Origin of the sequence: Eubacterium sp. ER2, assembly GCF_000765215.1 — a bacterium.
GTDB lineage: Bacteria > Bacillota > Clostridia > Lachnospirales > Lachnospiraceae > Claveliimonas > Claveliimonas intestinigallinarum.
Map to the genome: position 1 here is coordinate 1 of NZ_JPJE01000026.1, position 11,344 is coordinate 11,344.

11 protein-coding genes are annotated in these 11,344 nt (G+C 52.0%); 10 read left to right on the plus strand and 1 reads right to left on the minus strand.

Annotation, left to right across the window (positions count from 1 at the left end; genetic code table 11):
• From ltrA to abc-f, 5 genes are all read left to right on the plus strand, one after another.
• The coding region (gene ltrA, locus NI21_RS0109640; protein ID WP_033126036.1) for a group II intron reverse transcriptase/maturase at nucleotides 1-1,060 on the plus strand (1,060 nt) is incomplete at its 5' end.
• 340 nt (nucleotides 1,061-1,400) lie between these two features.
• Nucleotides 1,401-2,216, plus strand: coding sequence for a hypothetical protein (locus NI21_RS0109645; RefSeq protein WP_052084036.1), 816 nt, complete (start codon nucleotides 1,401-1,403; stop codon nucleotides 2,214-2,216).
• A 127-nt stretch (nucleotides 2,217-2,343) separates the two neighbouring features.
• Complete coding sequence (locus NI21_RS0109650; RefSeq protein WP_033126037.1) at nucleotides 2,344-2,670, plus strand: PadR family transcriptional regulator; 327 nt, start codon at nucleotides 2,344-2,346, stop codon at nucleotides 2,668-2,670.
• A gap of 31 nt (nucleotides 2,671-2,701) precedes the next feature.
• Nucleotides 2,702-3,208 carry a hypothetical protein gene (locus tag NI21_RS0109655; RefSeq protein WP_033126038.1) on the plus strand — a complete coding sequence of 169 codons (507 nt, stop codon included), beginning with the start codon at nucleotides 2,702-2,704 and terminating at the stop codon, nucleotides 3,206-3,208.
• Nucleotides 3,209-3,539: 331 nt separating this feature from the next.
• Nucleotides 3,540-5,078, plus strand: a complete 1,539-nt coding sequence (gene abc-f, locus NI21_RS0109660; protein WP_033126039.1) for a ribosomal protection-like ABC-F family protein — start codon at nucleotides 3,540-3,542, stop codon at nucleotides 5,076-5,078.
• A 43-nt stretch (nucleotides 5,079-5,121) separates the two neighbouring features.
• On the opposite strand, the gene NI21_RS0109665 is transcribed toward abc-f, so the two are convergent.
• Nucleotides 5,122-6,405 (minus strand): serine dehydratase subunit alpha family protein, encoded by a 1,284-nt coding sequence (locus NI21_RS0109665; protein WP_033126040.1) that lies wholly within the window; start codon nucleotides 6,403-6,405, stop codon nucleotides 5,122-5,124.
• A gap of 174 nt (nucleotides 6,406-6,579) precedes the next feature.
• On the opposite strand from NI21_RS0109665, the gene NI21_RS0109670 reads away from it, so the two are divergent.
• From NI21_RS0109670 to NI21_RS0109690, 5 genes are all read left to right on the plus strand, one after another.
• Nucleotides 6,580-7,281 carry a response regulator transcription factor gene (locus tag NI21_RS0109670; RefSeq protein ID WP_033126046.1) on the plus strand — a complete coding sequence of 234 codons (702 nt, stop codon included), beginning with the start codon at nucleotides 6,580-6,582 and terminating at the stop codon, nucleotides 7,279-7,281.
• Nucleotides 7,271-8,320, plus strand: a complete 1,050-nt coding sequence (locus tag NI21_RS0109675; protein ID WP_052084037.1) for a sensor histidine kinase KdpD — start codon at nucleotides 7,271-7,273, stop codon at nucleotides 8,318-8,320. Before NI21_RS0109670 ends, NI21_RS0109675 begins: the two co-directional genes overlap by 11 nt.
• A gap of 125 nt (nucleotides 8,321-8,445) precedes the next feature.
• The gene (locus tag NI21_RS0109680) at nucleotides 8,446-8,778 is read left to right on the plus strand and encodes a hypothetical protein (protein ID WP_033126041.1); all 333 of its coding nucleotides are present in this window, start codon (nucleotides 8,446-8,448) and stop codon (nucleotides 8,776-8,778) included.
• 113 nt (nucleotides 8,779-8,891) lie between these two features.
• The gene (gene nagA / locus NI21_RS0109685) at nucleotides 8,892-10,064 is read left to right on the plus strand and encodes an N-acetylglucosamine-6-phosphate deacetylase (protein ID WP_033126042.1); all 1,173 of its coding nucleotides are present in this window, start codon (nucleotides 8,892-8,894) and stop codon (nucleotides 10,062-10,064) included.
• 5 nt (nucleotides 10,065-10,069) lie between these two features.
• Nucleotides 10,070-10,789 carry a DUF5714 domain-containing protein gene (locus NI21_RS0109690; RefSeq protein ID WP_033126043.1) on the plus strand — a complete coding sequence of 240 codons (720 nt, stop codon included), beginning with the start codon at nucleotides 10,070-10,072 and terminating at the stop codon, nucleotides 10,787-10,789.
• The last annotated feature ends 555 nt before the right edge of the window (nucleotides 10,790-11,344 follow it).

The window sequence follows — 11,344 nt, forward strand, 5'->3', positions numbered from 1 at the left end:
GAGAAAGCTGGGGATCCCAACCGTAATGGACAGGGTTATCCAGCAGGGCATCGTACAGGTGGTAAGCCCCATGTGTGAGCCTTTGTTTTCGGAGTGGAGTTATGGTTTCAGACCGAACAGAAGCTGCGAAATGGCAGTAAGGCAACTGCTTGTATATTTAAACGAGGGATATGAATGGATTGTGGACATCGACTTGGAGAAATTTTTCGACAATGTACCGCAGGATAAGTTGATGAGTCTGGTTCATGACATTATCAACGATGGCGATACAGAATCCTTAATCCGTAAATATCTGAAAGCAGGAGTCATGACACCGCAAGGCTATGAGGAAACAAAACTCGGAACCCCGCAGGGCGGAAATCTGTCACCATTGCTGTCAAATATCATGTTGAATGAATTGGATAAGGAATTGGAAGCAAGAGGGCTGCGGTTCACAAGATACGCAGATGATTGTGTGATAGCGGTCAAAAGCGAATCGAGTGCAAAAAGAGTGATGCGGACGGTATCGGATTGGATACAGAGGAAACTGAGGTTAAAGGTCAACATGACCAAGACCCACATCACAAGACCGATGAAGCTAAAATATCTTGGCTTCGGGTTTTATAAGGACAGCAAGACGAAAGAATGGAAGTGCAGACCCCATCAGGGAACTGTGAAGAAGTTCAAGGACAGATTGAAAGGATTGACCTGTAGGAAAATGCCGGGAACAGTCACGGGCAAGATTGAGAAAATCAATCAGGTAACAAGAGGATGGATTAACTACTATGCCCTTGGTTCCATGAAAACAGTAATGACAGAAATAGACGCACATTTAAGAACAAGACTCAGAGTTATCATCTGGAAACAGTGGAAGGTACCAGGAAAGCGACAATGGGGATTGCAGAAACTGGGAGTTGGAAAAGACCTTGCAAGACTGACAGCGTATTGTGGAGACCGCTATTATTGGGTAGCAACGAAGACATGCGTTGTCAGGGCAATCTCTAAAGATGTATTAACTAAAGCAGGGCTTGTAAGCTGTCTTGACTATTACAATGAGCGCCATGCTTTGAAGTTATGTTGAACCGCCGTATGCCGAACGGCATGTACGGTGGTGTGAGAGGGGAGAGAAAATCTCCCCTACTCGATTGATTTAGGAGAAGGAAATATTCCACAAGATCAAGTAGGGGATTTTGTGCACTATTCCATCTTGCCGATTGTCATAATTCTGTGTATAATGTAAACCATTCACAGAGGAAATCTTTTCTTATGAGGCTGCCAGGGCAGCCATTCTTATTTTTCATCATCCGGCGCATGTCCGGGGCGGTTTCCGCCAGAACCATTCCTTTTTTACAAAGTGTGCAGACAAGGGAAAAGGTTGCAGTACGTTGTCTTTATGTCTATAATGGAGGTATAATATTTCTATGAGTATGACCAGAAAAGTAAATATTGTAAATGTGGATGACTCAGAATATCCCACCGCTGACCGGGAGTATAAGGATCGGCTTTTCCGGCTTGTATTCAGCAATAAGGAGGATCTTCTGTCTCTGTATAATGCCGTGTCTGGCACAGAGTACGAGCATCAGAGCACCTACAATCCCAATATGCCTATGCGGGGGCTTCTATATTATGCAAAGCTGTACGAAAAGATCATTGCACGGAACAATATCAACATCTACGGCTCCAGCGCAAAAACCTTTCCGTTCCCACAGCATATTGTGTTTTACAATGGTACGGACAGCCAGCCGGACCGGACGGTCCTTCGTCTGTCTGACCTTTTTGAGAAGGGCGGGGAGGGGAGAACTCCGGCCCTGGAATGCACCACGGTAATGCTGAACATTAACTATGGCCATAACCGTGAGCTTATGGAAAAATGCCGCAGGCTTAAGGAGTACGCGATTTTTGTGGACAGGGTGCGGAAAAACCTGGAGACAAAGAAGTCTCTGGAAGAAGCGATCATGCAGACGATAGACGGCTGCATCCGGGATGAAATTCTGAAGGACATCTTAATCCAGCAGAAGGCGGAGGTAGTGCAGATGATACTGGAGACATTTGACCAGGAGAAGTATGAGAAAGCAGTGAAAAATGAGGCGTTTGAGGACGGATATCAAGCTGGAAAAGAAGCAGTGCTGATGGAAAAGATAAAGAAAAAACTGGCCAGGGGAAAGACGGCGGAGGAGATCGCCCAGGACCTGGAGGAGAGCAAAGAGACGATCCAGGAGATTATTGACCGGATTTAACCTGAAGAAAGTGAGCCTGGCGGCTTGACATAGGTAGATGTTCGATATACTATATAGATAGTCGATATATCGAACATCTATATGAATGACTCCCCTGTATGGGGGAAAAGGAAAGGAGGCCGGGTTTATGGCAGTGGAAAAGAGTCTGATTTCCGGGAGCACAGCTATGCTCATTATGAAACTTCTGGAAGAGAAGGATATGTACGGCTACGAGATGATCGAGACGCTGCGTGAGAAATCAGAGAATGTGTTTGAACTGAAAGCGGGAACTCTGTACCCTCTTCTGCACACGCTGGAGGAAAAAGGATATCTCACCTCCTGGGAGCAGGATGCCGGTGGGAAGACGCGGAAATACTACGGGCTCACAAAGGCCGGAAAAAAACAGCTTGCGAAAAAAGAGGAGGAGTGGAAGGAGTATTCCAGGGCTGTGGTGAAAGTTCTGGGAGGAGCTTGAGGGCCATATCGAGGATCAGAAGCTGGATTACATGGCAGATGGAATGAACGCTGATGAGGCGGAAGAGGAGGCTGTGCGCCAGATGGGAGATCCGGTGGAGACAGGGATGGAGCTGGACCGGATACACAGGCCCCGGATGGACTGGAAGCTGGTGGCGGTGATCGTTGTGCTGAGCCTGGCAGGCCTCTTTCTGCAATGGATGACCTATCGGCAGCCAGACTCCGCCTACAAGGCCGCGGAGGTGTGGAGACAGGGGAAATACATGGCCCTGGGAGCTCTGATGATGGCAGGGATCTGCCTGGCAGATTATACGGTGATAGGGAAGTATGCTTTCCGCTTCTGGATCTCTGCCATCGGGATCAATGCGGGCTGTAAATTGCTGGCATGTGCTGAACCGGGCCGCTTTTTTCTGAATGGAGTAAGCTGGTTCTGGACCACGTCCTGGTTCTGGGGTTCGCTGATCCTCCCGGCTTACGCTGCTGTTGTATGCCGGTATCCTTCTCAGTATATACCGGAACAGCAGCGTGGTGAAAAATGAAAGGTAAAACAGAAGTCAGAGGTTGACAGCCAGAGGGGTCTGTGCTATTTTGTACAGGAAGAATGTACATGCAAAGGGGTGAAAGGATGAAGAATTTCTGCAGATAATATATGAAGTTCATATAGGCGTGACAGATCCGCCGGGGAAGGAACCGCGGTGGACATGTTTTATGCGCATGCAGAAATGAAAATCCTTGTATCCAGATAAATAGAATCCGTAAGAGGCGCGCAGGGCGCAGCTTTGTATGGAAAGAGACTCCGGATGGAGTTTTTCGGGCACGGGAATTTTCCTGTGCTTTTTTGTATGCGCTTTGAAAAGGAGGGATCACACAATGTCAATGATACAAGTCAGTCATCTGACGTTCTGCTATGAGGGAGGAATGGAGCCGGTTTTTGAGGACGTGTCCTTCAGAATTGATACGGACTGGAAGCTGGGACTTACCGGCAGAAACGGGCGGGGAAAGACGACGCTTCTTAAGCTCCTCATGGGAGCATATGAGTATACTGGAAGTATCCAGGGGGATGTGCAGATGGAGTATTTTCCTGTCCCGGTGAAAGATGGGAGCAGGGATGTCATAGAGGTGCTGGAGGAGGCGGACCCGTCCTGCGAACTGTGGAAAATCTGCCGGGAGCTGACCTGCCTGGATATGGATCCGGGGATCCTGTACAGACCTTTTGACTCTTTAAGCGGCGGGGAGCAGACCCGGGTTATGATGGCCGGGCTCTTTGCCAGAGAGAACGCCTTCCTGCTGATCGACGAGCCCACCAATCATCTGGATATGGAGGCCAGGGAGAGTATGATGCGCTATCTGCAGGGAAAGAAAGGCTTTATCCTCGTGTCCCATGACCGGTATTTTCTGGACGGGTGTGTGGATCACATTCTGTCCATTAACCGGTCAGATATAGAGGTCATCCGGGGGAATTTTACCACATGGCAGGAACAGAAAGAGAAGAAAGATACTTTTGAGCTGGGAGAGAATGAAAAACTGAAAAAAGATATCCGGCGCCTGGAGGCAGCGGCTGCCCGCACGGAAAGGTGGTCGGACGCTGTGGAGAAGACAAAGACCGGAACAAAGATCGGAGGACTGAAGCCGGACCGGGGAGCCATCGGCCACAAGGCTGCCAAAATGATGAAGCGCTCCAAAAGCATGGAGAACAGAATGCTGACGGCAGCGGAGGAAAAAAGGAAGCTACTGAAAAATGTGGAGACGGCGGAGGATCTGAAGATCTGTCCTCTTACGCATCACAAAAACAGGCTGGTGCTTATGGAGGACGTCACCCTGTCCTACGGCAGCTGCAGAGTGCTGGAGGGGCTCAGTCTGCATGTGGACCAGGGAGAGAGGGTGCTTCTTTCGGGGCGCAACGGCTGCGGGAAATCCAGCGTGCTGAAAGCGGTTCTTACGTCCTGGATGGATGGTGAGGAGGCCGGCGGGATGCAGGCGGTTTTGCCGGCAGAAGCAGGGGAGCTGCGGATCACCGGCGGACGCATCCGGCTTGCCCCCGGGCTTGTCATATCCTATGTGCCCCAGAACCCTGCCGGCCTGTCGGGGGATCTGAGGACTTATGCAAAAAACAGAGGCCTCTCCCTGTCTCTTTTCATGGCGCTTCTTAGGAAGATGGATTTTTCCAGGCTGCAGTTTGAGAAGAAGATGGAGGACTACAGTCTGGGGCAGAAAAAGAAAGTGCTGATCGCAGCCAGCCTCTGTGAGCAGGCTCACCTGTATATATGGGATGAACCCATGAACTATATCGATATCTTTTCCAGGAGACAGATTATGGAGCTGATACAGAGATACAGCCCCACCATGCTCCTGGTAGAGCATGACAGGGATTTTGCCGATCATGCGGCCACGAGAATGGCAGGGCTGTAAATACAGCGCGTATGTAAAAAGTATGTAAGTGAAGAAAGGTATGTCAGATGGAAGACAGGTCTGTCTTTCCGATCATCATGTTCAAGATCTCGATATCCGTCTGGCGCATACCTTCCCGGCCCATGTATCCGATGGCCTTTACCGTGTCCTCAGCCGTGTCCATGGCAAGTCCTTCGCCGGCCTCAAAGCGGAAGCCTTTCATGGCCAGGCTGTGGCCCAGGAAGGCGGCCTGCAGGGAGGAGAAGATTTTGGCGGCGCAGCTTGGCTTTGCGCCGTCGCAGGTGATGCCGCCGGCATTGACAATGGTGTTGATCACTGTGTTCTCGATCTGTTCCGCGGTGCCGCCGCACAGGTAGGTAATTCCCGCGCCTGCTCCGGCTGCCGCGCAGACAGCTCCGCAGTAGGCGGACAGGGGACCGATATAGCGCTTCTGATCCTGGGCTGTCAGATTGGAAATGCACAGGGCCCGCAGAAGCTTCTCGTGTGATGCGCCGGTGGAGCGGGCGTATTCAATCACCGGGAGAGAGCAGGTCATGCCCTGGTTGCCGGAGCCGGAGATGATGATCACCGGCAGGGAACAGCCGCTCATGCGGGCGTCTGATCCGGCGGCGGCTCTGGCTATGGACTTCCAGCGCACATCCTGGCCGAATGTTTCCAGGATCGTCCGGCCCACGCCGGCGCCCCAGTTGTTTTTCAGCCCTTCCTCAGAGATGGCCATGTTGTACTCGATCTGGCGCTCCAGACAGTCCTTTACCAGATCCAGATCCACTTCCTCTGCAAATGTGATGATATCATTTAGATTAAGAAGGGATTTGTCTGTCAGAGCCTCCTGGGAGACGGCTTCTTTCTCAAAAAGAACAGCGCCGTTCCGGGAGATGAAGGTAATGTTTGTGTGGGTCTGCTCGATCCGCACAACAGCGGTTTCCGCCCCTTTAAAAGCGTGGATTTCAATATAGAGGTTGGGAACCCCTTCCTTGAGAAGGCAGGTGCAGAAGCGGTCTTTCAGAAGCGCGGCCGTGCGCTCCCTGTCTTTTTCCTGGACGCTCTCCAGCACCTCCAGCTCCTTGGAGGCATCCCCGCCGGCAGCGCCCAGGATGACAGCGGCTTCCACGCCTTTGAGACCTCCCGAGTTGGGCACTTTGACGCCTTTCACATTCTTGATGATGTTGCCGCTGCACAGGGCTTCCATACGGTCCGGAAAATCGCCCAGCACGTCCACGGCTTTGGCGGAAGCGTAGGCAAGAGCGATAGGCTCCGTGCATCCCAGGGCGGGCACAAGCTCCGTCTTCAGTATTTTTACATAACAATCATAGGTTTTCTGGTTCATGTATACATTCCCCTTTGTATTTGAAATTTTACTAAAGCTACTATAACAAAAAAGGGAAAGGTGTACAATCCATCTCCGGCCGGAATTTTCCCAAAAAGGATTGTGATGCGGGAGGGCCTGTGTTACATTCTAAGCAGGATATGTCAGAAGCAGATCAAAGAGAGGGAGAAAGATATGGATAAAAAAGCGAAAATACTTGTGGCGGACGATGAAAAAGAGATACGCGGCATACTTGGCATGCTCCTTGCGGAAGAGGGGTATGAGGTGGTGGAGGCGGCAGACGGCCAGGAGGCGGTGAACCTGGCGGATGACACCATTGACCTCTATATCCTGGATGTAAACATGCCCGGAATGTCCGGGTTCGCGGCCGGGATGGAGATACGAAGGAACTACTATGCGCCCATCATTTTTCTCACCGCATACTCCGGCGAGGCGGACAAGAGAATGGGTTTTGATGCGGGGGCGGACGACTATATGGTGAAGCCGTTTTCCAATGCAGAACTTCTGATGCGGGTGGGAGCGCTGCTGCGAAGGAGCCGCGACTATGCAAGAATGCAGCACAAGGCGGAGGAGGCGCCGGCAGATGAACTGACTTACAAAGATCTGAAACTGGACACGGACCGCCAGTCCGTCTGGAAAGACGGGGAGATGATTATTCTGACGCACACAGAGTACCGGATTCTGGAGCTGCTTATCAGCCACAGGAAAAAGATCTATTCCCTGGACAATATTTACCAGAGCGTCTGGGAGGATGACGCGGTAGGGGATACAACGATCATGGTACATATCAAAAACATCCGGAAAAAGCTGGGGGATGATTCCAGAAATCCAAGGTATATCAAGACGGCCTGGGGAAAGGGATACTATGTGGAATAAAAAGGGAAAAAAGCCGGCCAGGGCGAAGAAACTGGCGGGAGAGATTTTTGAGTATCTGGTGCTGTCGGTCATTGTGGCTGTCTTTACTTTTTTCTTCCTTTATCTCACCTCCCAGTCCATTGTGGAGGTCTACCTGGACAGAAGGCAGATCATTCCCGAGGGGATCGTGTATGCGGCTATAGGGGTCTGGCTGAGAGGAGTGTGCATTGCCGCGGCTGTGATCGTGTTTGTCATTCTGTTCCTTCTTCTTCTGGGGCGGAGACTCTCCTATCTGATACAGATCATAAACGGCGTGGAGAGCATGCAGAAAAGAAAAGATGTGCAGATCCCGCTGGAAGGAGATGATGAGCTGACCCGGCTGGCAGAGAGCATCAATTACCTTACAGCCACCAGAAAGGAGATCAGCCGGAGAGAGCAGGAGATGAAGGATGCAAGGGAAGCTTTCATACGTTCCCTCTCCCACGATATCCGCACGCCTCTTACCTCTGTCCTGTCCTACACGGAACTGCTGGAAAAAAGAGAGACAGTCACTAAGGAAGAGATGCACAGCTACATGGAGCTTGTCCGGTCCAAAGCCATACAGGTGAAAGAGCTGATGGATCAGCTTCTGGACGGGCGATCCGGGACATGGGAGAAGGTGGAAGATATCCGCTTCCTTGCGGAACAGCTTGCCGCCGGGTGGGAGGAGCTGCTGGAGGAGCGGTTTACATGCAGGACCGATCTCTCCGGGTGTGGTTCTTTCCCGGGGCGGGCGGACATATCTGCCCTGCGTCGCATCGTGGATAACCTTATTTCCAATGTGGAAAAATATGCAGATCCGGACAGGGAAGTGGTGCTTGTCATAGAGAGCAGAGGGAATGAGCTGAGGATCCTCCAGGAAAATGGGATCCGCAGGACAGAGGGACAGGTGGAGAGCAGGCAGATCGGCCTGGAGAGTATAAAGGAGACCGCGGCTGCCTACGGCGGAGAGGTACAGGCCGGCCCCGAGGGAAATGTGTTCCGGATCAGAATTACATTAAATATTCCGGCGCTTCTTTAGAATTCTTCAGAATCATATGCCAGGTTTCTTTATAAAGCCATGATATTCTGTATACCAGAAAGGGATATGAATCCCGCCTCCCGGAAGGGAGGTAAACAATAAATGTATACCAGGAGGAAATAAGAATGGCATTAGGATTATTATTAATTTTTTATGTGGGAATCAGTGTGATCAGCATCGGAGGGCTTCTCGGCCTGTACCTTGTAAAGGGAGAAAAGGTAAAAAAAGTACTCTTTTATCTTATGTCTGCGTGGGGCATCGCTCTTTCGGCGCTTCAGGCAATTTCTCTTCCGACGAACTGGATTGCTCAGCGCGTGATGGGGCTGGCCCCCGGCGTTTTGTGCATCGCGGCTCTGATCGTGCATCTGAAAGCCGGAAACGGCAGACAGAAGATGGCGGCATACCTGCTTCTGACGGTGGCCGTGGCAGCAGATGTTCTGCAGTTTATAATTCGATAAGATTTTTCGCGGAGACTGAATTTTTCAGTCTCCGTGTTGTTTGTACAGGCAGAGTATACTATAATGTTCTCAGCACAGTCTGTCCGGAGGGGACAGCGGAAGGAGAAAGAGATATGCGTATCAAAAATGTAAAAGTATACAGGGAAGATAAATCTTTTGAAGAAGGGGAAATCTGTATCAGAGACGGGCTTTTTGCCGCTCCTGGGGAAGAGACGGAAAATTCCGGGGAACAGGAAGAGACGCTGGACGGGGAAGGATGCTATGCCATTCCCGGCCTCATAGATATCCACTTTCACGGATGCATGGGGCATGATTTCTGCGACGGCACAGAGGAGGCCATAGAGGAGATCGCAAAATACGAGGCCTCTGTGGGAGTTACAGGCATCAACCCGGCTACCATGACGCTGCCTGTGGAGGAACTGGAGGAGATCCTGGCCACAGGAGCTGCCTACGGCAAAAAGCAGCAGGCCCAGCCGGATCCGGCGAGGGCGGACTTCCTCGGCGTGAATATGGAAGGCCCCTTTATCAGTGAGGAGAAGAAGGGAGCTCAGGACGCCAGAAATATCCGTCTCTGTGACGTGGAGATCTTCCACCGTTTCCAGAAGGCGGCGGAAGGGACAGTCAACTATATCGGCGTTGCGCCGGAGAAGGAGGGCGCCCTGGAGTTTGTGGAGGCAGTGAAAGATGAAGTCCATGTATCACTGGCCCATACCAATGCGGACTATGACTCTGCAAAGGCGGCTTACGACAGAGGAGCCTGCCACGCAGTGCATTTATATAATGCCATGCCGGCCTTTACACACCGCGCTCCCGGCGTGGTGGGAGCAGTGGCGGACAGCCCCCACGTGATGGCGGAGCTGATCTGTGACGGCGTGCACATCCATCCGGCGATGGTCCGGGCTACCTTTAAGATGCTGGGCGAAGACCGGATCATTTTCATCAGCGACAGCATGCGGGCCACAGGGATGCCGGACGGGCGGTACACTCTGGGCGGACTGGATGTGGATGTGAAAGGAAACCACGCCACCCTTGTGTCTGACGGGGCTCTGGCAGGCTCTGCCACCAATCTTATGGACTGTGTGCGCACGGCTGTAAAGAAGATGGACATTCCTCTGGAGACAGCCGTGGCCTGCGCCACCATGAACCCGGCAAAAAGCCTGGGAGTTTACGAGACCAGAGGCTCCATCACACCTGGAAAGAAGGCGGATCTTGTGCTTCTTGATAAGGATCTGCGTCTGAAGGCTGTCATCAAGGATGGAAACGTACTGACAGAGACAGGAAGGTAGAAGTCATGGAAGAGAAGAAAAAAGGAGGAAGAGGGGGCTGCCTTGTCTGCGGGCAGGAGCTTGTGTACTGCCAGGAGGCGGTGGACATGACCTGCGTCTTCTGTGGGAAAAAGGAGAAGAGCCATGCTTCCTGCCGGGAGGGTCACTATGTCTGTGACGCCTGCCACGCGAAGAAAGGATTGGAAGCGATACGGGCCCTGTGCCTGGAGACTTCCCTTAAGGATCCTGTGGCCATTGTGCAGCAGATCATGGCGGATCCTTATATATACATGCACGGGCCGGAGCATCACGTGATGGCAGGGGCAGCTCTCCTTACCGCCTGCCATAACTGTGGAGCCGGGCTGGATCTGGAGGAGGCCCTCCGGCAGATGGAAGAGCGGGGCAGCCAGGTCCCCGGCGGCGCCTGCGGGTTCTGGGGATGCTGCGGCGCAGGGGTGAGCACCGGTATTTACATGAGTATTCTCACCGGAGCCACGCCTCTATCGGGGAATTCCTGGGGGCTTTCCAACCGGATGACAGCCAGGGCGCTGGATGCCATCAGCAGGATCGGCGGCCCCAGATGCTGCAAGAGGGATACCTTTACGGCGTTAAAGGAAGCGGCTCTTTTGACAGAGGAAGAGCTGGGTATTCAGATGGAACTGCCGGAGGAGATTATCTGCACATTTTCCGGGGAGAACCAGCAGTGCCTCCGGAAGAAATGCCCTTACTATAAAGGGAAAGTGTGATGGGATGCCCGGGCGATTTCGCCAAACAGGCTTGACAAATGCAGCCGGATAGGCTAGGATGACAGTCAGACAGAAACATACACAAAAGGCTTGGAAAAGAACAAGTAGTATCCGGGACACCCGTACAGAGAGCAGCCGGTTGCTGAGAGGCGCACGAAGGAACCGCATATGAATACGTCTTGGAGCCTCACACCGAACACCGGGAAGAAAGCGGAAGCCAGACAGAAGGCGGAAGCGGATCGGCAAGTAGGCTGTGACGGGTTGGCGCGCGTTAAAGTGCCAGGCTGTGATCCGAAAAGTAAGACACATGTGGATCTGACAGGGGGGAGCAGCCGGATGAGGCCGGTGCCGCGAGGCACAGGTGAAGCAAGGTGGTACCGCGATAAGAGAACTCGCCCTTACTGTGAAAACAGTAAGGGCTTTTTTTGGCTGCTTTGCGGTATTGCGGGAAAGAAGCATAAGTATAAAAAGTCTGCAAATAAAAAGTCAAGCAGAAATTAATGAACTTTGAAAATTTTATACAGGTTGAAAAAAGAGTATCACAACAAGACCACC

Coding starts and splice junctions, on each gene's coding strand:
- NI21_RS0109645 (WP_052084036.1), top strand. CDS start 1,401: ATGAGTATGACCAGAAAAGTAAATATTGTAAATGTGGATGACTCAGAA.
- NI21_RS0109650 (WP_033126037.1), top strand. CDS start 2,344: ATGGCAGTGGAAAAGAGTCTGATTTCCGGGAGCACAGCTATGCTCATT.
- NI21_RS0109655 (WP_033126038.1), top strand. CDS start 2,702: ATGGCAGATGGAATGAACGCTGATGAGGCGGAAGAGGAGGCTGTGCGC.
- abc-f (WP_033126039.1), top strand. CDS start 3,540: ATGTCAATGATACAAGTCAGTCATCTGACGTTCTGCTATGAGGGAGGA.
- NI21_RS0109665 (WP_033126040.1), bottom strand. CDS start 6,405: ATGAACCAGAAAACCTATGATTGTTATGTAAAAATACTGAAGACGGAG.
- NI21_RS0109670 (WP_033126046.1), top strand. CDS start 6,580: ATGGATAAAAAAGCGAAAATACTTGTGGCGGACGATGAAAAAGAGATA.
- NI21_RS0109675 (WP_052084037.1), top strand. CDS start 7,271: ATGTGGAATAAAAAGGGAAAAAAGCCGGCCAGGGCGAAGAAACTGGCG.
- NI21_RS0109680 (WP_033126041.1), top strand. CDS start 8,446: ATGGCATTAGGATTATTATTAATTTTTTATGTGGGAATCAGTGTGATC.
- nagA (WP_033126042.1), top strand. CDS start 8,892: ATGCGTATCAAAAATGTAAAAGTATACAGGGAAGATAAATCTTTTGAA.
- NI21_RS0109690 (WP_033126043.1), top strand. CDS start 10,070: ATGGAAGAGAAGAAAAAAGGAGGAAGAGGGGGCTGCCTTGTCTGCGGG.